We start from the raw sequence: 23,044 nt of genomic DNA on the forward strand, positions 1-23,044 counted from the left end.
CTCCGTACGGTGACGATCGGTGCACGTTCGGCCACACTGTCGGCGGTGTGCCCGCCACAGGCCAGATGCCGCAAGCCGCGGAAGAGGGAGAAACCCGATGTCAGCAGCCGAGGGTCCGCTCGTCGTCGGGGTGGACTCGTCCACCCAGTCCACCAAGGCCCTGGTCGTCGACGCGTCGACCGGACGGGTGGTGGCGAGCGGTCAGGCACCGCACACGGTCACGTCGGGTGCCGGTCGCGAGAGCGACCCGCGCCAGTGGTGGGAGGCGCTGTGCGAAGCCCTGCACCAGTGCGGCGAGGCGGCACACGAGGCCGCCGCCGTGTCGATCGGTGGCCAGCAGCACGGTCTGGTCACCTTGGACGACCGGGGCGAGCCGGTCCGCCCGGCCCTGCTGTGGAACGACGTACGGTCGGCGCCGCAGGCGCGCCGTCTGGTGGAGGAGCTGGGCGGCCCCAAGGCCTGGGCGGAGCGCACGGGAAGCGTGCCCGGCCCGTCCTTCACGGTCACGAAGTGGGCCTGGCTGGCCGAGAACGAGCCGGAGGCCGTCCGCGCGACCAAGGCGGTGCGGCTGCCCCACGACTACCTGACCGAGCGCCTCACCGGGCAGGGCACGACCGACCGCGGCGATGCCTCCGGCACCGGCTGGTGGGCGTCGGCGGCGGAGTCGTACGACGAGGAGATCCTCGGGCACGTGGGCCTCGGCCCCGCCCTGCTGCCGCGCGTGGTCCGCCCCGGAGAGGTGGCCGGCACCGTGCGCGACGTCCATGACCTGCCGTTCTCCAAGGGCACCCTGGTCGCGCCGGGCACCGGTGACAACGCGGCCGCCGCGCTGGGCCTGGGGCTGCGCCCCGGGACCCCGGTGCTGAGCCTCGGGACCTCCGGGACGGTCTACGCGGTCTCCAGGCGACGCCCCACCGACCCGACGGGGACCGTGGCGGGGTTCGCCGACGCGCACGGCGACTGGCTGCCGCTGGCGTGCACGCTGAACTGCACGCTCGCCGTCGACCGGATCGCCGCCCTGCTCGGCCTGGACCGGGAGGCCGTCGAGCCCGGCTCCGGTGTGACGCTGCTCCCCTACCTCGACGGCGAGCGCACTCCGGCCCTCCCCCACGCCTCGGGGCTGCTGCACGGCCTGCGGCACGACACGACGGCCGGACAGCTGCTGCAGGCGGCCTATGACGGCGCGGTGCACTCGCTGCTCGGTGCCCTCGACCTGGTGCTCGACGCGGACGCGGACCGCACCACTCCGATGCTGCTCATCGGAGGCGGCGCGCGGGGCCGGGCCTGGCAGGAGACCGTACGCCGGCTGTCGGGACGTCCGGTCCAGGTTCCGGAGGCCAGGGAGCTGGTCGCGTTGGGTGCCGCCGCGCAGGCCGCCGGATTGCTGACCGGTGAGGACCCGGCAGCCGTCGCCCGCCGCTGGGACACCGCCCGCGGGCCGGTCCTTGAGGCCGTGGAGCGGGACGAGGCGGCGTTGGCCAGGATCGCCGGGGTACGCTCCGACGCGGCGCCGCTGCTGGAGCGCGAGCCGGACCGGCGCTGACGAGATCCGAGGGAGGCATGACCGCACCGCTGCACGAAGCCCATCCGTCGAGCCCCGGCCGACGGCTGCCGGACACCCAGCAGGGCATGCGCCGCCGGAACCTGGCGCGGGTCATGCACACCGTGAGCGCCGAGGGCCCGCTGTCCCGTGCGGCCGTCGCCTCACGGATCGGGCTGACCCGCGCCGCCGTCTCGACGCTGGTCGACGAGCTGATCCGGTCCGGGCTGCTGGAGGAGCTGGGGCCCGAGCGGCCGGGCCGGGTCGGGCGCCCGGGTTCCGCTCTGGCCGTCAGCGGCCGTGGTCCCGCCGGGATCGGCGCCGAGATCGGTGTCGATCATCTGGCGGTGTGCGCGGTCGATCTGCGCGGTGACGTACGGGCGCGGGCCGTGCGGCACGGCACGAACCGGGGCCGCCCGCCGCGGCCGGTGCTCGACGAACTGACCGCACTGGTACGGCAGGTGGTCGCGGAGGCGGAGCGGGCAGGCCTGTGGCCCGCGGGTCTCGCCGTCGCCGTGCCCGGGCTCGTCGCACGCGACGCCCGGACCGTGGTGCGCGCCCCCAACCTCGACTGGCACGACGTCGACCTGGCGCCCCACCTGCCGGACGAGCTGTCGCTGACCGTGGACAACGAGGCCAACTTCGGCTCGCTCGCGGAACTCTGGCTCGGCGACGACACGCCCCGCGACTTCCTGCACGTCTCGGCGGAGATCGGCATCGGCGGCGCCGTGGTCGTGGACGGGCGGCTGCTGCGCGGGACGCGTGGGTTCGCGGGCGAGCTGGGTCATGTGCCCGTCCACCCGCAGGGCCCTGCGTGCGCCTGCGGCGGGCGTGGCTGTCTGGAGCAGTACGCCGGCGAGGAGGCCGTGCTGCGCGCAGCCGGGCTGACACCGGGTGAGGACCGCGTCGAACTCCTGGCCGAGCGTGCGGCGCGGGGCGACCGGGAAGTGCTCCGAGCCCTGCGCGGTGCCGGAACGGCGCTCGGGACAGCGCTCACCGGCGCGGTCAACCTGCTCGATCCGGAGACGGTCGTGCTGGGCGGGGCCCTGGCCGCTCTCGCGCCCTGGCTCCTGCCGTCCCTGGAGCGGGAACTGGCCCGGCGCACGGCCGGCCCGGCCTGCGCAGTACGCGTCTCACGGCTGGGATCCGAGGGACCGCTGCTGGGCGCCGCGCACTCGGTGGTGCGGACGGTGCTGGACGATCCCGCGGCGGTGGCCGCACGGGTGTGACGGCCCGGCCCGGCGCTGCCGGGATCCCGATCCCCCAGGGCCAGCCCCTCGAACGGGTGACGGAGATATCCACAGTCTCCGGGTTGTCCACCGAGGACACCGCGCCCCACCTGCCCAACCGCCCAGCGCCGTACCGTGATTCACGCGAGGCGCAGCCGGGGCAGTAATTGCGCGGGAGTCGGATCGGGGGGTTCACATGGCGACGGCACGGCTCATTGGAACCGTGCAATCCATGCCCGGATGCGCGAAACGGTGGCCGCGCTGGGGCGTTGAGCAGTCCAGGAACGAAATCGGCACTTCTTCGAAAATCAGGCGCGGAAGGCACTCCCTCCATGAAACGAACCGAGCAGGAACGGGCAAGACGCCTCACCAGCAGGCGATGGTTACTACGCGGCGCCGTCCTCGCAGCGGTCCCCTACACGCTGCTTCCCTCCGCACCGGCCCAGGCCAGGCCACGGGCCGTCGACCACCCCCTCGCGGACTGGATGTCGGCGGACCCCGGCAACTACACGCCGTCCGACCGGCCCTTCAGCTACCCGCTCGACCTCGTCGTCATCCACGTCACGCAGGCGACGTACACGAGCACCCTGGGCATCTTCCAGAACCCCCGGAAGCACGTGTCCGCGCACTACGTCGTGCGATCGGCGGACGGGCACATCGCGCAGTGCGTCCGCGAGCACGACATCGCCTGGCACGCCGGCAACTGGGACTACAACACACGCAGCATCGGCATCGAGCACGAAGGGTGGGTGGACCGGCCAGGATATTTCACGAACGCCCTGTACGAGGAGTCGGCCCAACTCACGGCGGCGGTCTGCGCCCGGCACGGCATCCCCAAGGACCGGGCGCACATCATCGGCCACTACGAGGTCCCGGGCACCGACCACACCGACCCCGGACCGCACTGGGACTGGACGCGCTACATGACGCTGGTCAACGCCGCTTGACGCCGGTGCGCGAACTGCCGGGTCCGTCCGGACCGACGGCCGCTGAAACGGTTGTCGGCGGACGACCCCGGAGTCAGGATGTCACCCATCGCACCGCCGTTCCCGGGAGGTCGAGTTGAGCGAGCCGTGGGTGGCCCTGGAGCCAGGGACCGATCCGGTCGAACGGGTGCGGGAGCTGCGACGCGCGCACGAGACGTTCACGGCGGTGGGCGCGGTGGCGCGGCGGGTACGTCCTGTGGTGGCCGACTCGTGGCGGCGTTCGGCGCGGGCGGGCGTCGGACCGGACGGTACTGCGCCGATGGAGCTGACGGACGGCGACCTCGGCTCGTACCGGGCCGAGCATCCGCTCGCGCGGGTGATGCCACTGGTGCGTGAGCTGATGGGACCGTTCGCGGCGGACGGCGAGCATCTGCTGGCCGTGTGCGACGCGCAGGGCAGGCTGCTGTGGGTCGAGGGGCATCCGGCGACACGGCGGCGGGCGGACAGCATGAACTTCGTGCCGGGTGCCCGCTGGGCGGAGTCCGCGATGGGGACGAACGCGCCGGGGACTGCCGTGGCGGTGGACCGGCCGGTGCAGGTGTTCGCCGCCGAGCACTTCGTCCGGCGGGTCCAGCCGTGGACGTGCGCGGCGGCGCCGGTGCTCCCTATGCCCCGGGACGCAACGTCCTCGCAACGTCTCCGTTCCTAGCCTCGGCGTCGAGAGCTGCCCAACGGCGGGCAGCGCCTTCCCAGGAGGCAGAGCCGCAATGACCCGTTACGCAGCGCCCGGCACGGAGGGCGCGATCGTCTCCTACCAGGCGCGTTACGACCACTTCATCGGCGGGGAGTATGTGCCGCCGGCGCGTGGCCAGTACTTCGAGAATCCGACTCCGGTCAACGGGCAGCCGTTCACGGAGATCGCGCGGGGCACCGCCGAGGACGTGGAGCGCGCGCTGGACGCGGCACACGCCGCCGCGCCCGCCTGGGGCCGTACATCGGCGACCGAGCGCTCCGACATCCTCCGGAAGATCGCCGACCGCATGGAGGCCAACCTGCAGCAGTTGGCGGTGGCCGAGAGCTGGGAGAACGGCAAGCCCGTCCGGGAGACCCTGGCCGCGGACATTCCGCTCGCCATCGACCACTTCCGCTACTTCGCGGGCGCGATCCGCGCGCAGGAGGGATCGCTGGGCGAGCTCGACGACGACACGGTGGCGTACCACTTCCACGAACCGCTCGGCGTGGTGGCGCAGATCATCCCGTGGAACTTCCCCATCCTGATGGCCGTCTGGAAGCTCGCGCCGGCACTCGCCGCGGGCAACGCGGTCGTGCTGAAGCCGGCCGAGCAGACTCCGGCGTCCATCCACTACTGGCTGAGCCTGGTCGCCGATCTGCTGCCACCGGGTGTGGTGAACATCGTCAACGGATTCGGCGTGGAGGCGGGCAAGCCACTGGCGTCGAGCTCGCGGGTGGCGAAGGTCGCGTTCACCGGTGAGACCACGACGGGGCGGCTGATCATGCAGTACGCCTCGGAGAACATCACCCCGGTGACGCTGGAACTCGGTGGGAAGTCCCCGAACATCTTCTTCGACGACGTGTGGTCGGCGAACGACGACTTCCGCGACAAGGCGCTGGAAGGCTTCACGATGTTCGCGCTCAACCAGGGCGAGGTGTGCACCTGTCCCTCGCGGGCGCTGGTGCAGCGGGGCCACTACGCGGAGTTCATGGAGGCTGCGGTCGCCCGCACGGAAAGGGTCACGACCGGGCACCCACTGGACACGGACACGATGATCGGCGCCCAGGCGTCGAACGACCAGTTGGAGAAGATCCTCTCCTACCTGGACATCGGCCGACAGGAGGGCGCGAAGGTCCTTACCGGCGGAGAGCGCCTCGAGTACGACGGCGAGTTGAAGGGCGGGTACTACGTCCAGCCGACGATCTTCGAGGGCGACAACCGCATGCGGATCTTCCAGGAGGAGATCTTCGGGCCGGTGGTGTCGGTGACGTCGTTCCACGACTTCGACGATGCCATCAAGATCGCCAACGACACGCTGTACGGCCTGGGCGCGGGCGTGTGGACGCGGGACATCAACACCGCGTACCGCGCGGGCCGCGCCATCCAGGCGGGCCGCGTCTGGACGAACTGCTACCACGCCTACCCGGCGCACGCGGCATTCGGCGGCTACAAGGGCTCGGGCATCGGCCGCGAGACCCACAAGATGATGCTGGAGCACTACCAGCAGACGAAGAATCTGCTGGTGTCGTACTCGCCGAAGAAGCTCGGCTTCTTCTAGACGCACGAGAAAAGGCGCCTGACCTGGTCTTTTGTCCGTCAGGCGCCTTCGGTTGAGCCCACCCAGAGCGGGGATCGGTTTACGTTGTAACTCCCAGTTCCTCCCACCGCCATCCCGCTGCTTCCGAACCAGTCACGGACCAGAGCCCCGGTTACCCAGCAGGTGCCGCGTCCCGGCTGACGCGGTCCCACTCCTGCATGGACTGCTCGATGAGACGGTTGACCTGCCCCCGGACGCCGTCCAGGAACTTGGCGTAGTGACGGAAGAGGACCTCGATGCTCTGGCCCGCACGGCGAGCCCATTCGGCTGAGTCCACACCTGAGTGAAGCCAGAACGAGATCCCAGCGTGCCGGAGATCGTAGGGCCGCTTGGCCAGGCCGGAAGCGAACTCTGTGCGGGTGAGAACGTACTTCCGTGCCCGCGCCCACGTCGTGCCATACGCAGCTGCATCCACGTAGTTGCCGGCCTGGTTCCGAAACAGCCGACCGTCAGGCGCCACGCCGAACCGTTCGATGTGTGCATGGAGGATCCGCACGAACTGCGGTGGGGTGGGCGCGGGCCGAGTGGCTGTAGCCGCACGACGCTTTATCCGATGAGCGTTGGGCCCGGATCGAGCCCGCGATCACCGCCTGGAAGGCCCGCCACCGCTCCGTCAGCAGCCACGGCCGTAGCCGTCCATCGAGCCCACGGCCAGGCCCCCCGCCCCACCCGTTCTCGATCTTCACTGCGTCAGGGGGATCGACGTCTTCCTGGCGGACCCAATAGGATGCGGCGCTCAATTCAACAGCGATCAAGCAAGAGGGGGCGCGGGATGCTACTGACGTGCCGGAAGTGTCGGCAGCGTGAAGTTGCTTTTGACGGGATCAAAGGACTGTGTCCGGTCTGTCAGCAGGAGAGCGACTTGTCGAAGCCGCCTCAGCGTCGCGGGCGCAACAACAAGGCGGCGTTGCTGGTCCAGTCCAAGGTGAGTCCCGGGCGGGTCTCGCTGTCGGGCCCACTGCTTATGGTACTGGCTGCAGCCGCGGTAGCCATCGTCAGCGAGGCCGTGCGGTTCTCCGCCGAGCGCACGCGGGCCCACCAATGGGCCTTGGCCGCCGCTAACAACAGCTACGACCGGCAGGCTTTGCACAACGCGCTCCAGACGCTCAACACCACAAGCATGTTGCGCTTCGTAGTCTTCATGGCAGTTCTGTACGCCTACCAGCGGTGGGCGCGCGCCGGCCACGCGAACGCCATGTCACGTACCGACATCGGCCTGGGATGGATCAGGGCCCTGCCAGGCGGCCGCGGAGTCGTCTGGACCTACGGCGCGTGGTTCCTGTCGGTTTTCGCCGCGGTCTACGTCTCGTTCGTGATCAACTCCAACCTCCAAACGCCCGGCGACTACGAGACCGCAGCGAACGTCGACGCCGGCTACAGCCTGGTCCGAATAACCCTGGCCGTCCTACTCAGCGTGTTCGTCGTGCAGTTGACCCTTGGGCTGAACAAGCTGCTGGCCATGCCGCAGACGATGGACGTGGCCGACCGGCCCGCCGAGCTGCAGACGATCGACGAGGAGTAACGTGCCACGCCTGGCCGCAACGCCGGAGGAGCGCGACCTGCGATGTTCCAGTTATCCGTAAAGGTGCAGTTCCCTGAAGGGATCTGTACTCAACCGAAACAGCAAAACGGGCACCAGCTCGCGTACCGCCCTCTGAGAGGGCGGTACGCGCGTCAACGCCTGTCCCGGCTTGGGTGCAGCTCAGGCTGAGCGACCGGTCGCGATGGCGTGTTTGGCGGACGTGGCATGGGTAGCTGAGCTGGGGCTTTGGCCGTCCGCCGGCTGTGCCGGAGCAGTCACTCGGTCGAAGCTGCACCTGACCTGAGGGCTGGTAAGTCCACGGTCTGCGGGGTGTTGCGAGAGCGTGGCTACGTTGCGCTCGACGCCGACGAGGACGGCTTCAGTCGCTGGATCGACCGAGCTAGGGGCGAGGTCGTGATGGATCCTCCGTATCCGGTTCCCGGGGGCCGGCTCGATCGATACGGGTGGGCGATTGTCCGTGAGCGTGTTGAGACCCTCGTCGAGGAGTCTCGTTTCCGCATCGCGTTCTTGTGTGGGTCGGCGGAGAACGAGGCAGACGTCCGCGACCTTTTCGACGTCATCGTGTGCCTGGTGATCGACGAGGACACCCTCCGTCACCGGCTCGCGACCCGCACTACGAACGCATTCGGTCAACATCCCGAAGAGCTCGCAGCGGCCCTGAAGTGGAACCCTCGGATGCGAGCGATCTACGAAAGCCCTGGCGCGACGATCATCGATGCATCCAAGCCGGTGACCGAGGTGGTGGACAGCGTGATCGATCTCGGCCTGCGCGGCGATCTGCCGTTCCTGCTCCTCCAGCCGCGCATGTACCGCCCCGAGGGTCAGCTCCCCGCCGGTCATGTGCTGCGCCAGGACGGAGCGGTGGCCTCGGTCAGCCGGCGCAGCATCACCGTGGTCATCGCCCAGTGCACTCGCGACTCCGAACTGCGCGGCAGGTGCCGGTAATCGCGCACCAGCCTGCGGTGCAGCATCAAGATCCCGTAGGCGCGCTCCACGATCCACCGTTTGGGGATCGGCACGAACCCGGTCCGGGCCGGGTTGCGATCCACGATCTCCAGGTCGTGAATGGTCCGGTCGGTGCCGTCATCGCGCCACTTGGCGAAGTAGTACATCACCGCGCCACGCGGCGGCAGGTCGTGCGGAAGCAGGTCCCACTGGCAGTCAGTGCGGCCCTGGTAGAGCAGCGCGTTGACGATCTTCCGCATCTCGTACCGGCCCCCGGTGACCGCTGGCCGAGGGGGTGCGCGACCTTCCACGGCGATCACCGGCTCGCCCAGCGCCCACTGCTTTTCGGACAGGTCAGTCTGGTAGGGCTTGGGGGTTCAGTCGGTTGATCCCGGCGGTCAGGAACGCGCCCCGGCCGGGGACCGTCTTGGACTGCGGCGAAGCCCTCCCCGAACCATGAAGGAACCCATCAAGTGGCTCACTCCTCCCGCATCCGTCGCCGGTCGACCGCGTTTGCGCTCGTCGCCGCTGCGATCATGCTTGGCCTCGCGAGCTGGTACGTGTTCTCGGGCCGAGGCACCGGGCTGCTGCCGCAGAGCAGCTGGGGGCCGTGGCGGGAGAAGCCGCAGGTGAACCACTGGGGAGTGCAGGTGCGGGTCAACTCGTGGAGCAACGCCTCTGAGGCGCATGTATACATGGGCAAAGCGGAGGACTTCACCATGAAGGCGTACGGCACGCGGGCCAGTGCCACGACGGTGATGGACGGAACCCGGTTCACCCTGACACCCGACGGCAAGATCACCGGCGGAGTGGCCACAGGAGCACGACACGAGGTGACGCACGCACCCGCCCGCTCATAGCGCAGCAACCCGGCCATCACTCGTACGGCGCGCTCGCGGCGACGGCGCAGCGGCCGGGGCAGTCCGGCAGGCGGAAAGCCGGCACGACAGGTTCGCTGTCACGCGACGCGATTGGATGGCAGCGGACAGATTCCCGTCCACAAACCGGGGGGCCGCCCCGGAACAACATTGCTTCACCAGATAGCCAGCAACAGCCCGGCCTGCTCCGCTGCACGAATTCGCTCATCGGGCTCGTCCGGGGTGTCTCTCCTCCGGTGCGCTCTCCGCGGGCCAGCGGTCAATCACTGCTGAAGCACAGGCCAGTACCCGAGGCTCTTCGCCCAGTGGGCATGGACACCAGAGTTCCGCTGATCAGGAGGACAAGAGCCGTGTAACGGGAGACTGTTACGCACGATTCTGTTGGGAGCCCGGGGGTGCGAAAACGCCGGGAGACCCGACCTGGTCCGGACGAGCTCCGCGAGCGGGCCGTCCGCGAGGTCCGCACCACGGACCGGCCGATCGCGCATGTCGCGAAGGACCTGGGCATCCACAAGGAGGCCCTGCGCGGCTGGGTCCGCCAGACCGAGGCGGACGCCGGCGAACGCGGCGACCGGCCGACTACCGCGGAGCACGAGGAGTTGAAGCAACTCCGCAAAGAACTAACGGAGTTGAAGCGGGCGAACGAGATCCTCAAGGCGGCGAGTGCGCTTTTTGCCCAGGAGCTCGACCGTTCCCCGGACGAGGCCGACCAGATGATCGACAGCCTGAAAGACAGCGGCTTCGGGGTCGGGCCCGTGGCGCCGGCCGGAACTGATGGAGGCCGCCGCCTTCGAGGCGGCGCGGGCGGGAGTGCGGCCGTGGTTGATTCTCACCCGTGTCGAGCAGGCGACGGCCAGGACGTAGCCGATGCCGCGCGCCTTGAGGGCGGCGTGGAGCTGAGGGTCCTGGCCGTAGGCTTCGTCGCCGGTCATCCAGGAGGCGGTGATCCCCGCGTCCAGCGCGGCCTCGATCATCACCCGCGATCCGGGCCATGACCTGGTCGAACGTCGCCCGCCAGCGGGCAGGGTCTACGCCATGGCATGCGGCCACCGCACGATCTTCAGGAGTCCACACAACCCCCGATGATCACGCGGTGGCCGTACCCGTTCCCAGCCGGGTGCGCGACAAGATCGCGAGGTCAGACTGGAGTACCAGCGCCACCTCGTTGATCAGACCCTAGTCGATACCCCGTGCCAGTTTCCGCACGAGAACCTGCTGGTGTCGTACTCGCCGAAGAAGCTCGGCTTCTTCCCGACACGAGAAGAGGGCGCCTGACCAGGTCCGATGCCCGGCAGGCGCCCCTGTCGGGCTCACCCTGGGGGCAAGCCGCCCATCTGCACCCCGACGTGGCCGCGGCCGGGTCCGTGGCTGGGCAGGTCGCCGTCGGTAACGGATGAGCGGCCGACCGCGCTGCAAGTGATGAGGTGTGCCGTCACCCTGAGAGGCGAAATGGCGAGCGAGGCCATTTTTGACAATCGTTACGTTTGTTGGGCTGTAAAGTCGCTGTAAACCTCTGGGGTTGAGGGGGGGTGCGGGAGTACGGTTCCGGCGCTCGGCAGTAGGGGATCAAGTGCGGTCGTAGGGGCGGCCGCGACTTACGCCGAAGAAGCCGGAGACAGTCCATGCGTGTGTATTCCGCACGGCGCAGATCGCGCCGCGGGGCGGAGAGCGGCGGCAGAGGGGCACTCGCCGTCGTCGCCGCGGCACTCCTGATAGCGGGGACGGGATCCGTCACCGCGTACGGGGTGAGCGACACGAATTCCAGCCGCCATGACGTGGCGGGCGAGGAGTCCCATGAACTGATGGAGTCCCTCGACGCGTTCAACGAGCCGAGGCTCTCCCCCAGCGACCAGATCGCGTCGGGTGCGTACGCCGGCGCCTGGGCACACATCAAGAGCATGCCGGTCAGTCCCGGGAGTTGGAGCGAGGTCACCACCTCCCCGTACAACGAGGACGCGCTGCACTACCGTGACCAGTCGGCCTCCAACTCCGGTGGCGGCGCCGGGCACTCTGCGGGCCGTATCGCGGCCCTGGCCACTGACCCGACGCACCAGGGCGTGGTCTACGCGGGCGCCGCCGGCGGTGGCGTGTTCCGCTCCGCCGACGACGGCAGGACCTGGTCGCCGATCGCCGACCGGCTGCCCGCTCTGTCCGTGGGCGCCCTCGCGGTCGCGCCCGACGGCTCGCTCTGGCTGGCCACCGGAGAGGCCACCACCGCCTCCGACAACTACCTCGGCAGCGGTGTCTACCGGCTCGCGGACCCGGTCACCGGCACCTTCAGCGAGAGCGACAAGGTGGGCGGCACCGAGCTGGACGGCAGCTCCATCCATACCCTCACCTTCGACAAGGCCGCCGGGTACGTCTTCGCGGCGTCCTCGCACGGTGTCTTCCGGCGTCCGCTGTCGGCCGGGCAGTCCACCGCCTGGACGAAGGTCCTGGCCCCTTGCGCGGGCGTCGGCATCGACGGCGTGAGCTGCGGAGTGGACAGCCACTACGCGGACATCGCCAACGACATCGCCGTACAGCCCGGCAGCGACGGCACCAAGCTGCTGGCCAACGTGGCCTGGCGCAGCGGCGCCGACTACAACGGCTTCTACTACTCCACCGACGCGGGCACCACCTGGAAGCGCGCCAACCCGAGCGGTGCGATCAACCCCGCCGAGATCGGCAACGCCGCCTTCGCCTACGCGGCCGACGGCAGCAGGCTGTACGTCTCCATGGAGTCCCCCAAACTCCTCAACAAGTCGTCCGGCTCCGGCGTGTACTCCGTTCTCGCCGGTGTGTACGTCAGCCAGAGCGGCAACGCGGACGGCCCGTTCAAGCAGATCGCGACCTCCTCGGCGTTGTCGACGAGCGGCTCCGCGATGAAGGTCAACGAGATCGGCACCGGCTACCAGCCCGGCTCCCAGGCGTGGTACGACCAGGTCATCGCGGTCGACCCGAGCGATCCCAACCACGTCTACCTGGGACTCGAGGAGATGTTCGAGTCCCGGGACGGCGGAGCCACCTGGAAGGCGATCGGCCGTTACTGGAACTTCGGCATGGGGTGCTTCAGCTACGATCCGGCGCAGAACACCTGTGACGGCAACGTGATGCACTCCGACCAGCACGCCCTCGCCTTCTCCCAGTGGAAGGGCAGCACGCCGGAAGTGTTCGTCGGCAACGACGGCGGCGCCTACGCCCGCCCCACCGCGCAGACCACCGCCGGCTGGCGCAACCTCAACGAATCGGGCACCCTGCGCACCCTCCAGTACTATTCGGTGCGCGCGGGGAAGATGACGGACGGCAGCGGCGAAGCCGTCTGGGGCGGCCTGCAGGACAACGGCGTCTCGCTGCTCGCGCCCAAGGGCGCCACCTACCGGGGACAGCAGCTGAACCCGGACGGCCAGATGGTCTCCCCGTTCGGCGGTGACGGCGGCGACCAGCTGGTGAACCCGGCCAACGGCTGCCAGACGGTCGGCGAATACGTCGACCTCGCGCTGCAGATCACGAACAACTGCGGCTACACCGCGAGCGACGACGGCTCCGAGGACGTGATCACCGACATCGCGCCCGGCGATCCGGGGGCCCGCTTCATCGCCCCGTTCAGCGCGGACGAGACCGACCCGAACGGCCTGTGGGTCGCGGGAGGCCAGTACGTCTGGGGCAACACCAAGACCTGGAACAGCACCTCCGGCGCCGACTGGACCAAGCTGTACGACCTGGGCGCCGGCCACTCCGCCTCGGCGGTCGCCAGCCGGGGCCACGTGACGTGGGCGGCCTGGTGCGGCCCGTGCTCGAAGGTCGACGGCACCTTCGGAAGGGGCATCGCCACCGACTACGGCGGCGCCTGGCACCAGGTGAGCCTGCCCGCTGCCTTCCCGAACCGCTACATCTCCGGGCTGACCATCGACCCGTCCGACGCCTCCGGCAAGACGGTCTACGCGGTGATCAACGGCTTCTCACGGCACTGGAACGAGGGCCCGGGCGCCGGCTACGGCCATGTCTGGAAGACCACCGACGGTGGCACCACCTGGACGGACATCAGCGGCGATCCCGCGGCCACGGACTCCTTTCCGGACGCCCCGGCAAACTCGGCGCTCGTCACCAAGGACGGCACCCTCGTGGTAGCCACCGACCTGGGCGTGTTCACCAGCACCTCGGCCGGCCACTGGGCGCGCCTGGGAACGAACCTGCCCACCTCACCCGCGGTCTACCTCTCGCCGAGCCCTGACGGCAGCCAGGTGTACGTGGCCACCCACGGCCGAGGAATCTGGAAGACGCCGACGCCGTAACACCACACCCAGTCCCTCCACTCCCTACCCGGCAACGTCCGGGTAGGGGGCCGAGGCCCCCTGGACCGCTCGGCGGATTCCAGGGCGCGCAGACGCCGGAACAGCTGTCCCACTGCTACACGGCGTGCGGTGCCACCGCACGGCGGCACCGCAGCTGCCGGTGGCCGAGGGAAGGAGGACTCATCCCAGCGTCCACTGCTGGTTGCTGCCGCCGTTGCAGGTCCACAGCTCGGCGAGGGTTCCGTCGGCGGTGGCCGCGCCTGTCACGTCGAGGCACAGGCCGGACTGGACGCCGGTGATCGTTCCGTTGGAGTTCAGCGTCCACTGCTGGTTGGTCTGGCCGTTGCACGGCCAGATCTCCACCTTTGTCCCGGGGGTGGTCTGGTTGTTGTAGGCGTCCAGGCACATCTGGCTGCTTCCGGAGTAGACGGTGAGCTGGTGGGAGGCGGAGTGCGTCCAGGTCTGGTCGGCGCCGCCGTTGCAGCTCCAGATCTCCACCTGGGTACCGGCGGTCGTGGTCGAGTTCGGTACGTCCAGGCACTTGCCCGCACCCACCGCGTGCAGTTCACCGGTCACGCTGGTGCCGCCGCCGCTGGTGCCGCCCGCGACCCGGTACATCACCGTGCCGTGCGCCGGCACCGAGGCGCTGATGGTGCCCGAGGTGGTCGAGGACGCGCCCGACCACAGGTCGGTCAGGGCGTAGGCGGACGCCCCGGTCTTCCCGATCGCGGCCGCGGTGGTGGTGATGGTCGCCGTCGAGCCCGTCTCGTTGAACAGCGCCACCGACACGTCCCCGTTCGCGAGTGGCTTGGCCAGCACATCCAGGCCGCCGGAGGAGGAGACCATGGTGCCCTGCTTGCCGAGGGCGTCCTGGTCGACCGCGATCACCCGGCGGTTGGTCAGGGTGGACAGGGTGTCCGCACCGGCCGACGGGATGTTGGTGCCCGCGATCAGCGGGGCGGCCATCTCGGCCCACAGACTGAACTCGCTGCGGCTCTCGGTGGCCGTCAGCGAGCCGTTGCCGACCTCCAGCATGTCGGGGTCGTTCCAGTGGCCGGGGCCGGCGTACGAAGCCAGCCCCACGTTGCTGTGGAAGATCGACAGCATGCTGGAGAAGCCGGCGTTGATGTCCCCGGTGGTGCGCCAGCTGTTGCCCACGCCGGCGCCCCAGGTCCACACGTTCTCCTGACCCCAGTTGCACAGGCTGAACAGGATCGGCCGGCCGGTGGCCGCCAGGGCGTCACGCATCGCGGTGTACCGGGTCCGCGCCGGTACACCGGTGTTGTTGCAGTTGTCGTACTTCAGGTAGTCCACACCCCACGACGCGAACGACTGCGCGTCCGTGGTCTCGTGCCCCAGACTGCCCGGGTACCCCGCACAGGTCGCGGTGCCCGCGTCCTCGTATATCCCCAGCTTCAGCCCCAGCGAGTGCACATAGTCCGCGGTGCCCTTGATGCCGTCGGGGAACTTGGCCGGGTCCGGCACCAGGTGGCCGCCGGAGTCGCGGCTGTGGGTCATCCAGCAGTCGTCGATGTTGACGTACGAGTAGCCCGCCGCCTGCATGCCGTTGGTGTGCATCGCCTGCGCGGTGGACTTGATCAGCGACTCGGAGACGTTGCAGCCGTACGCGTTCCAGTCGTTGAAGCCCATCTGCGGGGTCAGCGCGAGTCCGTTGTCGAGCGCGGCGGCGGTCTGCGCCGCTCCGAGGGAGAGGAGGGGCACGGTCACGGCGAGCAGCACGGCCGAGAACGTGAGCGCCAGGGTCCTGCGCAGGGACAGCAGCGGGGGCAGCGGCCGTAGGCGCCTGGTTCTCGCGGTGGTCATGGGCATAGGTCATCGACTCCTGGGCCGAGGTCGGGGAAAGGGCGATGCAGGGCGGCGGGACGGGTCGCGTCGGGGTCCTTTCGTTGCAGTCCCGGACCTCCCTCGCAAGAGGGGTCGACCGCTCCCGTCGGAGTGCCCGAAAGCACCCACAGAGAACACTCAGACATCCCATGTCACACAGTGATCCCACAGGCCTGATGCCCTGTCAATAGACCATTCTCACAGATGGATAAGCCGATCCATCCCATGATTTGCCCTGGTCGGATGGTCACTACGGCATACCGAAACCCGCGTCCGGCGACGGCCGCCGTGCCGGGCGCGGGTGTCCGTTCGGGTACTCCCGAAACGGTCCGGAGGGCTGGAGCGCGCGCTGGGCGCCGATCACCTCACCCGAGGTTCCAGTGCTGGTTGGCGCCGCCGTTGGAGTCCCGGACCTGGACGGGAGTCCCGTTGGCACTCTGCCCGGAGGGAACCTCCAGCGCCCGGCCGGAAGCCACGTTGGTCAGGGTGTAGGAACCGTCGCCGTTCCGACTCGCCCGCCAGCGCTGGTTCGCACCACCGTTGACGTCCCAGATCTCCATCCGTGTGCCGTTGCCCGTCTGACCACCCGGCTCGTCCAGGACCCGCCCGCTGCCGACGTTGGTCAGCGTGTACGAACCATCAGCGTTCCGACTCGCCCGCCACTGCTGGTTCGCACCGCCGTTGGCGTCCCAGATCTGCACGGGCGTGCCGTTCGCCGTCCGCCCGCCCGGCACGTCCAGCACCCGCCCCGCAGTGACGTCGCTCAACCAGTACACCGCGCCCGAGACGATGCCCCCCGAGTTCCCCGTACTACCGCCCAGCGCGGTCAGGACCGCGTCGTAGGCCGGCTTCTTGTTGCCGCCCCCGTCGAACAGCAGAGGGTTCTCCCCGGACCGCCACGAGTCGCTGTCCCGGATCCCCCACACGGTGATGCCGGTGCAGCGGGCGACGTTCATGCACGCCTTGACGGTGTTCGCGTACGCGGTCGCCGGCGCCTGTGCGATGTCCAGTTCGGTGATCTGTACGTCCACGCCGAGGGCGGCGAAGTTCGACAGCGTGGTCTGGAAGCCGGCGGGCGGCCCGCCGGTGCCGAAGTGGGACTGGAAACCGACGCAGTCGATGGGCACACCGCGCGACTTGAAGTCGCGCACCATGTCGTAGACGCCCTGGGTCTTGGCGTCGGTCCAGTTCTCGATGTTGTAGTCGTTGTAGCAGAGCTTGGCCGCGGGGTCGGCGGCCCGGGCGGTACGGAACGCCTCCTCGATGAAGCCGTTGCCCAGCACGTTCTGGAAGACCGAGCTGCGGTGCCGGCCGCTGCCGCCGTCGGCGAAGGCCTCGTTGACCACGTCCCAGGCGTAGATCCTGCCCTTGAAGTGCTTCATCTCCGTGGTGATGTGGTTGTCCATCACACTGCGCAGCGTGTTCGCGTCGGTGATGGAACCGACCCAGCCGGGCAGTTGGGAGTGCCACACCAGGGTGTGGCCGCGCATCCGCTGCCCGTGCGCGGTGGCGTGGCCGACGATCTGGTCGGCCGGGCCGAAGTCGAAGGTGCCGCGGGCCGGTTCGGTGGTGTCCCACTTCATCTCGTTCTCCGGGGTGATCATGTCGAACTCCCGGTCGAGAATCGTGGAGTACGTCGAGTCGCCGAGCTTCCCGGCAGCCACGGCCGTGCCGAAATAGCGGCCGCTGCCGGCCGCGGCCGCGCCCAGCGTGCCGGAAGCCGCATGAGCGGCGGGGGCCGCCGTTCCGGCCAGGGCCAGTACCGCGCCGGCTGTCAGTCCGGTGGCCAGGGTCAGGCCCTTGCGGAGGCGGGGCTCCTCAGTGAGCCAGGACATGAGGGATCAGTCTCCTCGTGTGGGGGGTGGGGCACCGATCACGGGTCGGTGCCGCGGTGGGGTCGGGTCTCGGGCCGAGGTGACCGGCAAAGCGGTCCACTGCTGGTTGGCGCCACCGTTTGCAGTCCCCGATCTCGATCCTGGTGCCGTTGGTGGTACCCCGGCCGGTGGCGTCGAGGCACTTGAACGGGCGCCCGCAGCGTGCCGTCGGAGTGCGCGGACCACTGCCGGGTGAGAGAGGAGTCGGCGACGGTCAGGCCGGTCCGGGTGAAGGCGAAGCCGAGGCGGGGCACCTGGATCGCCGCCCGCGGTGCATCCTTGCCGTCCACGTACACGTGGTGGCAAGGAGTCCTTGGCCGAACGGTGAGCCGACCAGGGGGCCGGAACCGTTCAGGTCGGTTGAGACCCCGTTGCCGTCGGACGTGGCGGCCCGGAGTGTGCCGGCCGTGGCCGGGGCGTGGACCAGTGCCCGGCGACGCGTGCCGCTGCGGCCCCGCCCGGGCGAAGGATTTCGTCCGGGAGCAGGGCGAGCGCACCGGCGGAGGAACGTGTGCCTCATCCGGCACGCTTTCCGGGCTGCCATGGCGCCGTGGCGCGACGCGTAACCGTGGCACACCACGGCGCCCGGACAGCAGGTGGCGTCTCGTACGTGTGGTTCTCATCCGATCTCCGTACCGTGCCGGCGCAACCCGGTGGGGTTGCGTTGATGGCGCTGGCCATCGGAAGCGCTTCAAGGCACTGCTTTGCAGCGAGATTGCAGAGAGGTTTCGGGGGAGACGGTGCTCCCGATTTGACGGGCCGTCAAGGGTGCGGACCCCCGGCTGCAAACGTTGTCGCGGAATCGATTCGAAGGCTGATTTTCTGCGGTTCGACGCTCTCGGCGGGGGCGGGAGGTTACGGCACGGCGGCAGGAGGACACCGGCATGACCGCCGTCGAGCGGGAGCGGTGGGCCACGCGAGTGCGCGACGGCCAGGCCCGGATGAGTCACCATCACGCGGGTGAGCAGCGGTGAAGTCGCCCAGCCGGGATGATCGAGGGCCGTTACGGGGGGCACTGGTCCACACGGCCACGCCTCGACCCGCGCGTCGGCGCGGCATTCGCCTCCCGGACGCCGTTGACCCCACACACCGCCGGTCGAAGCTTCCCGTCGAAGCGCTTGCGTGAAATCGATTCGCGCGACACCCCGTCACAGGCGTCGCAGCGGTCCTCGCCTGGCACGAACGCCGCACCACCCACCCGATCGTTCCGCCGGCCGTGGCGCGGTCCGCACCGGTGACGGCGTCGATGGCGATCCTGTTGGTGACCACCGCCGGCCTGTTCGGCGCACTGTTCAGGGCCACGTTCCACCTCCAGGACACACTCCGCCTCGACCCGCTCGCCAGCGGTCTGCGCGTCCTTCCGCTGACCGCGCTCATGGTCCTCGGCGCACCGGCCGCGGGCGCCGCACTGCGCCGGTACGGTGCGCGCCGCACCGCGATCGCCGGTACGGCCCTCGTTGCGGTCGGCATCGCGGGGCTGTCCCGGCTCGGTCCGACCAGCCCGTGGATGGCCATGACCGCGGCCCTTGCCGTCATCGGTGCCGGGTTCGCCACTGTGATGGTCACTGCCACCGGGACCGTCGTCGGCGACGCGCCGCCCGGGTACGCCGGGGTCGTCGGTGGGCTCAAGCAGACCGCCATGAACATCGGGCCGACCCTGGGCATCGCCGTCGCGGCAGGCGCAACCGGGTCCGCTGTTTCAACGATGAGCCCGGCCCTGCTGGTCCTGGCCGCACTCGCCGCCCTCGGCCTGCTCCCTGCGTCGCGGCTACCCCGGCGCCCGGCCTACCAGGAAGGACACGGCACGACCTCCACGTGCCCGACGCAAGCACCAACACCGCAGGCATCACCGGTTCGACACACAAATGATTGAACAACCGCCGTCCATAACCAGGCTGATCCGGTCACATGCCGGACCGGTCCTCAGTGTCGGCAAACGACCGTCTGCCGACACTTCGTCCCGTGGGGGTGCTGACCGCGCAGGAGTGGGATACCGCGGTGCGGCAGGCCGAGGTGATCGGGCCACCTGCCGAGAAGGCCAGGGTGGGGCTGGCGGACGAGGACGAGGCCGCGGCGATGCTGGGGAGATCCCGGCGCCAGCTGTACGTGCTACTCGGGCGGTGGCGCGCGGGTGAGGGGCAGGTGTCGGATCTGCTGCCGGGCCGTTCCAGCGGCGGCCGCGGGGACGGGCGGCTGCCGGACGAGGCCGAGGCGATCGTTACGGAGGTGCTGCGCAAGCGATACCTGACCCGGTAGCGTCGAAGTGTGACGGCCGTTCACCGGGAGATCGCGCGCCAGTGCCGGGCTCGGAGCCTGCGGGCTCCCTCGCGGGGGACGGTGGTGCGGCGGATCGCCCGGCTGGAGCCGGTCCCCTCCACTGCCGCGCGGGAGGGGAGCGAGGCGGCCCGTTGTCGGCGTCCCCGATCTTGCCCTGTTCGCCGAAGTGGAGCGCACCTTCACCGCCGAACGCGCCGCTCGCGTCCGCGCCGTCGCCGAAGCCGCCGGCCGCCGCATCGGCCGCCCTGTCACCCGCCCCTCCGACAAGATCGAGCACGCGCGGCTTCTCAGGGGCCAGGGCGCCAGCTACGGCGAGATCGGTGCGAAGGCCGGCATCCCCAAGACCTCCCTGCACCGCTGTCCACAGGGATGACCGCGGCAAGAAGCGGCAAGAGCGCGGCTGGCGCACTGCTCGCCCCGCTGACTGTGGCCACGCCGCGGCCGCCGCCCGGCCGCGAAGCAGGCTCTTGACCCTCTCACCGTGTCAGGCGGTCAACTCGGAGACATCATGTTCACCATCGGAGACTTCGCCAGGCACGGCCGCGTATCGGTCCGGATGCTGCGTCACTACGACGCGACCGGCCTACTGCGCCCAGCCCACGTCGACCCGGCCTCCGGCTACCGCTACTACACGGCCGCCCAGCTGGCCCGCCTCAACCGCGTCATCGCGCTCAAGGACCTCGGCTTCAGCCTCCAGCAGGTCCAGGAGATCCTGGACGAGAAGGTCACAACCGAGGAACTGCGCGCCATGCTCCGCCTGCGACGGGCCGAGCTGGAGGCCGCAATGACGGCTGCGGCTGCCCGGCTGGTCCAGGTCGAGGCGAGGCTCCGCTCGATCGAGAGCGAGGGGCAGATGCCCAGCAACGACGTTGTACTGAAACGCCTGCCGAGCGTTCGGGTAGCCGAACTTACCGGTTCGGCACCGAACTTCGACACCATCGGGCCGGTCATCCAACCGCTGTACGGCGAGCTGTTCCGGCGTCTGGAGGCGGCGGGCATCGCTCCCTCCGGGCCCGGTATCGCCTCCTACGAGGACGCTCCGGACGGCGGGGTTCTCATCCACGCGGGCGTCGAGGTCTCCGTCCCCCTCAGGGAGGACGAGGGGCTGCGGATCGTGGACCTGCCGCCCGTCGAGCAGGCGGCGACCATCGTGCACCGCGGCTCGATGGAAACCGTCCTGCCCACCATCCAGACCCTGGGCCGCTGGATCGACGCCAATGGCTACCGCTCGATCGGCTACCCGCGGGAGGTCAACCTGGAGTGCCCCGACAATCACAACGAGTGGGTGACCGAGCTCCAGGAACCGGTGGCCAAGGCCTGATGGGAGAGGGGTCAGCCGACACCCCGGCTGACCCCGGCATGATCCGGCGTCAGCGAGTGCAGCCGACTTCGGACATCAGCGCAGCCGACTTCGAAAGCTGACACTGGTCGCGTACAACATCCACAACCGCGACTACTGCGGCGGGCACTCCGCCGGCGGAGCCGCCTCGCCGTCCGCCTACGCGAGCTGGATCGCCCGGTTCGCCGGCGGGATCGCCAACCGCCCCGCCCTGGTCCTCCTCGAACCGGACTCCCTCTCGGACGACGGCTGCATGCCCCGGGCTCAGCTCGACAGGCCCGCCGCATCGGCACCCCACCCGGAAGGACGGAGACGCCGAGGACCACGTGCTCCTGTGGAGCAAGACGCCGGGCGAGTCCGACGGCAACTGCGGCGTCGGAGCCGGGTCCACAACCGGACACCCGAGGCCGCCTACGAGATGATCTACGGCTACTGATCGCGGATCGCCGTGACCTCGCACGTCCCTCCTTCACAACCGGGTCACGGGTACCGTCCGCCACAGCCGGGCCGTCCCCTCACCGCCTTCCGCACAGGCGGTCGACAGCCCGCCCCGGACGCGGACGCTCCCCCAGCCATCCACCGACCAGGAGCAGCCATGAAACCACGCAGCCCACGGCTCCGCACGGCCGCCGTCATCGCGGCCCTCACCGCCTGCGCCGCCCTCACCACGACGCCGGCGCAGGCCGCACCCGCGCAGGGCGTGATCACCCCGGCCACGAAGTTCTACGTGGACCCCCACAGCAAGGCCGCGCAGCAGGCCATCGTCGACCTCAGGAACGGCGACCTCGAGAACGCCGCGAACATGGCCCGGCTCGCGAGTCGGCCGCAGGCCGAGTGGTTCACCGAGGGCACGCCCGACGAGGTGCGCGTCAAGGTGAACAAGCTCGTCCACCGGGCCCGGGCCGTCGACCAGACCGCCGTCCTGGTCGCCTACGACATCCCCGGCCGGGACTGCTCCCAGTACTCCAGCGGCGGAGCCGCATCCTCCGCCGCCTACCGCCAGTGGATCGACGCCTTCGCCGCCGGCATCGGCGACGACCGGGCGGTGATCGTCGTCGAACCCGACGGCCTGGCCAACCTTCCCCGGGACTGCGGGCCCGCCGCCGACCCGACCGGCGAACTCACGGCCGCCCGCATCGCCGACCTCGCCTACGCCGTGAAGACCCTGAAGGCCCGGCCCCGCACCGCGGTCTACCTGGACGCCGGCAACGTGCAGTGGCGAGCTGTCGGCGACATCGCGCAGCGACTGCAGGACGCCGGGGTCCGGTACGGCGACGGCTTCGCCCTGAACGTGTCCAACTACCACCCCACCGACCACAACGCCGGATACGGCACCTGGATCGCCAAGTGCATCTGGTTCGCCACCGAAGGACCCGAGCGGGCACGCGGCCACGCGGACTGGTGCGCCAGCCAGTACTACTCGTCCGCCGCGCCGAACGACGGCGCCCCCGGCAACGCCGTCTCCCCTTCGGACCCCACCACCTGGCGGTGGACCGACGCCTGGTTCGACCAGAACGTGGGCACCCCGCCGGCCGGCGAACTGCATCACTTCGTGATCGACACCAGCCGCAACGGTCGGGGCGCCTGGACGCCGGAACCGGGCAGGTACAGCGGTGACCCGGAGAGCTGGTGCAACGCACCCGGCCGCGGTCTCGGCCCGCGCCCCACCGCCGACACCGGCGTCCCGCTCGTCGACGCGTACCTGTGGGTGAAGACCCCCGGTGAATCCGACGGCAGCTGTACGCGCAGCACCGGCGGCACGATCGATCCCGAGTACGGCGTCGTCGACCCGCCGGCCGGCACCTGGTGGCCCGACCAGGCCCACACACTGGCCCGCAACGCGGTACCGCGCCTGACGTTCGACCACTGAGTCCGGTCGGACGCCTCCGTACGCGTCCGGCCACCGGGCCCGCAGGGGCCTGACCGGGACCGGTGCCCGTCAGGCGCCCTTGGCTGCGTACGCCTTGACTGCGAGCCGCGATGCCGCGGCGCGCCCGGCCGACCCTTGTACGGGCCGTGCGCCGCAGGGGGCGGTGTTCGGCCG

At 70.0% G+C, this 23,044-nt stretch carries 16 protein-coding genes and 6 pseudogenes; 17 read left to right on the forward strand and 5 right to left on the reverse strand.

Annotation, left to right across the window (positions count from 1 at the left end):
* Nucleotides 1-97: 97 nt before the first annotated feature.
* The 5 genes and pseudogenes from xylB (at nucleotide 98) to exaC (ending at nucleotide 5,986) form a co-directional block, all read left to right on the forward strand.
* Nucleotides 98-1,543, forward strand: coding sequence for a xylulokinase (xylB, locus tag AC5WS8_RS02760; protein WP_496101614.1), 1,446 nt, complete (start codon nucleotides 98-100; stop codon nucleotides 1,541-1,543).
* Between the two features lie 17 nt (nucleotides 1,544-1,560).
* A complete protein-coding gene (locus tag AC5WS8_RS02765; protein ID WP_496101615.1) occupies nucleotides 1,561-2,769 on the forward strand; it encodes an ROK family protein in 1,209 nt (402 codons plus the stop codon).
* Between the two features lie 332 nt (nucleotides 2,770-3,101).
* Nucleotides 3,102-3,716: an N-acetylmuramoyl-L-alanine amidase gene (locus AC5WS8_RS02770; RefSeq protein WP_496101616.1), complete on the forward strand. Its 615-nt coding sequence runs from the start codon at nucleotides 3,102-3,104 to the stop codon at nucleotides 3,714-3,716.
* A 115-nt stretch (nucleotides 3,717-3,831) separates the two neighbouring features.
* Nucleotides 3,832-4,356: pseudogene (locus AC5WS8_RS02775) on the forward strand (transcriptional regulator); the annotation flags it as partial.
* Between the two features lie 106 nt (nucleotides 4,357-4,462).
* Nucleotides 4,463-5,986 (forward strand): acetaldehyde dehydrogenase ExaC, encoded by a 1,524-nt coding sequence (gene exaC / locus AC5WS8_RS02780; protein WP_496101617.1) that lies wholly within the window; start codon nucleotides 4,463-4,465, stop codon nucleotides 5,984-5,986.
* A gap of 151 nt (nucleotides 5,987-6,137) precedes the next feature.
* Here exaC and AC5WS8_RS02785 read toward each other — a convergent pair whose 3' ends face one another.
* A complete protein-coding gene (locus tag AC5WS8_RS02785; protein WP_496101618.1) occupies nucleotides 6,138-6,302 on the reverse strand; it encodes an integrase in 165 nt (54 codons plus the stop codon).
* 585 nt (nucleotides 6,303-6,887) lie between these two features.
* On the opposite strand from AC5WS8_RS02785, the gene AC5WS8_RS02790 reads away from it, so the two are divergent.
* Both AC5WS8_RS02790 and AC5WS8_RS02795 read left to right on the forward strand, forming a co-directional pair.
* Nucleotides 6,888-7,547, forward strand: coding sequence for a hypothetical protein (locus AC5WS8_RS02790; protein ID WP_496101619.1), 660 nt, complete (start codon nucleotides 6,888-6,890; stop codon nucleotides 7,545-7,547).
* A 330-nt stretch (nucleotides 7,548-7,877) separates the two neighbouring features.
* Nucleotides 7,878-8,513 (forward strand): hypothetical protein, encoded by a 636-nt coding sequence (locus AC5WS8_RS02795; RefSeq protein ID WP_496101620.1) that lies wholly within the window; start codon nucleotides 7,878-7,880, stop codon nucleotides 8,511-8,513.
* Here AC5WS8_RS02795 and AC5WS8_RS02800 read toward each other — a convergent pair.
* Nucleotides 8,405-8,866: a transposase gene (locus tag AC5WS8_RS02800; protein WP_496101936.1), complete on the reverse strand. Its 462-nt coding sequence runs from the start codon at nucleotides 8,864-8,866 to the stop codon at nucleotides 8,405-8,407. The genes AC5WS8_RS02795 and AC5WS8_RS02800 overlap by 109 nt on opposite strands.
* 120 nt (nucleotides 8,867-8,986) lie before the next feature.
* Between AC5WS8_RS02800 and AC5WS8_RS02805 the strand changes: the two genes are divergently transcribed.
* From AC5WS8_RS02805 to AC5WS8_RS02815, 3 genes and pseudogenes are all read left to right on the forward strand, one after another.
* On the forward strand, nucleotides 8,987-9,373 hold the full coding sequence (locus AC5WS8_RS02805; RefSeq protein WP_496101621.1) for a hypothetical protein: 387 nt from the start codon (nucleotides 8,987-8,989) through the stop codon (nucleotides 9,371-9,373).
* Between the two features lie 413 nt (nucleotides 9,374-9,786).
* Nucleotides 9,787-9,954: pseudogene (locus tag AC5WS8_RS02810) on the forward strand (transposase); the annotation flags it as partial.
* 27 nt (nucleotides 9,955-9,981) lie between these two features.
* Nucleotides 9,982-10,066, forward strand: a pseudogene (locus AC5WS8_RS02815) (XRE family transcriptional regulator); the annotation flags it as partial.
* Nucleotides 10,067-10,176: 110 nt separating this feature from the next.
* On the opposite strand, the pseudogene AC5WS8_RS02820 reads toward AC5WS8_RS02815, so the two are convergent.
* Nucleotides 10,177-10,365, reverse strand: a pseudogene (locus AC5WS8_RS02820) (transposase); the annotation flags it as partial.
* Between the two features lie 648 nt (nucleotides 10,366-11,013).
* Here AC5WS8_RS02820 and AC5WS8_RS02825 point away from each other — a divergent pair.
* Nucleotides 11,014-13,665 (forward strand): glycosyl hydrolase, encoded by a 2,652-nt coding sequence (locus tag AC5WS8_RS02825; protein WP_496101622.1) that lies wholly within the window; start codon nucleotides 11,014-11,016, stop codon nucleotides 13,663-13,665.
* A 180-nt stretch (nucleotides 13,666-13,845) separates the two neighbouring features.
* On the opposite strand, the gene AC5WS8_RS02830 is transcribed toward AC5WS8_RS02825, so the two are convergent.
* Complete coding sequence (locus tag AC5WS8_RS02830) at nucleotides 13,846-15,489, reverse strand: glycoside hydrolase family 27 protein (RefSeq protein ID WP_496101623.1); 1,644 nt, start codon at nucleotides 15,487-15,489, stop codon at nucleotides 13,846-13,848.
* A 395-nt stretch (nucleotides 15,490-15,884) separates the two neighbouring features.
* Nucleotides 15,885-17,345 (reverse strand): annotated as a pseudogene (locus AC5WS8_RS02835) (glycoside hydrolase family 10 protein); the annotation flags it as partial.
* A 1,192-nt stretch (nucleotides 17,346-18,537) separates the two neighbouring features.
* Between AC5WS8_RS02835 and AC5WS8_RS02840 the strand changes: the two are divergent.
* From AC5WS8_RS02840 to AC5WS8_RS02865, 6 genes and pseudogenes are all read left to right on the forward strand, one after another.
* Nucleotides 18,538-19,257: pseudogene (locus AC5WS8_RS02840) on the forward strand (MFS transporter); the annotation flags it as partial.
* A gap of 89 nt (nucleotides 19,258-19,346) precedes the next feature.
* Nucleotides 19,347-19,640, forward strand: a complete 294-nt coding sequence (locus AC5WS8_RS02845) for a hypothetical protein (RefSeq protein ID WP_496101624.1) — start codon at nucleotides 19,347-19,349, stop codon at nucleotides 19,638-19,640.
* Nucleotides 19,641-19,827: 187 nt separating this feature from the next.
* A complete protein-coding gene (locus AC5WS8_RS02850) occupies nucleotides 19,828-20,034 on the forward strand; it encodes a hypothetical protein (RefSeq protein WP_496101625.1) in 207 nt (68 codons plus the stop codon).
* A gap of 135 nt (nucleotides 20,035-20,169) precedes the next feature.
* Nucleotides 20,170-20,982, forward strand: coding sequence for a MerR family transcriptional regulator (locus AC5WS8_RS02855; RefSeq protein WP_496101626.1), 813 nt, complete (start codon nucleotides 20,170-20,172; stop codon nucleotides 20,980-20,982).
* Nucleotides 20,983-21,100: 118 nt separating this feature from the next.
* Nucleotides 21,101-21,436, forward strand: a complete 336-nt coding sequence (locus tag AC5WS8_RS02860) for a hypothetical protein (RefSeq protein WP_496101937.1) — start codon at nucleotides 21,101-21,103, stop codon at nucleotides 21,434-21,436.
* A gap of 159 nt (nucleotides 21,437-21,595) precedes the next feature.
* The gene (locus tag AC5WS8_RS02865) at nucleotides 21,596-22,870 is read left to right on the forward strand and encodes a glycoside hydrolase family 6 protein (protein ID WP_496101627.1); all 1,275 of its coding nucleotides are present in this window, start codon (nucleotides 21,596-21,598) and stop codon (nucleotides 22,868-22,870) included.
* Nucleotides 22,871-23,044: the final 174 nt, after the last annotated feature.

It is taken from the genome of Streptomyces sp. PTL18 (assembly GCF_059510295.1).

Bases quoted from the DNA above. Each gene is read 5' to 3' on its own strand.
- xylB (WP_496101614.1), top strand. From the start codon at position 98: ATGTCAGCAGCCGAGGGTCCGCTCGTCGTCGGGGTGGACTCGTCCACC.
- AC5WS8_RS02765 (WP_496101615.1), top strand. From the start codon at position 1,561: ATGACCGCACCGCTGCACGAAGCCCATCCGTCGAGCCCCGGCCGACGG.
- AC5WS8_RS02770 (WP_496101616.1), top strand. From the start codon at position 3,102: ATGAAACGAACCGAGCAGGAACGGGCAAGACGCCTCACCAGCAGGCGA.
- exaC (WP_496101617.1), top strand. From the start codon at position 4,463: ATGACCCGTTACGCAGCGCCCGGCACGGAGGGCGCGATCGTCTCCTAC.
- AC5WS8_RS02825 (WP_496101622.1), top strand. From the start codon at position 11,014: ATGCGTGTGTATTCCGCACGGCGCAGATCGCGCCGCGGGGCGGAGAGC.
- AC5WS8_RS02830 (WP_496101623.1), bottom strand. From the start codon at position 15,489: ATGACCACCGCGAGAACCAGGCGCCTACGGCCGCTGCCCCCGCTGCTG.
- AC5WS8_RS02855 (WP_496101626.1), top strand. From the start codon at position 20,170: ATGTTCACCATCGGAGACTTCGCCAGGCACGGCCGCGTATCGGTCCGG.
- AC5WS8_RS02865 (WP_496101627.1), top strand. From the start codon at position 21,596: ATGAAACCACGCAGCCCACGGCTCCGCACGGCCGCCGTCATCGCGGCC.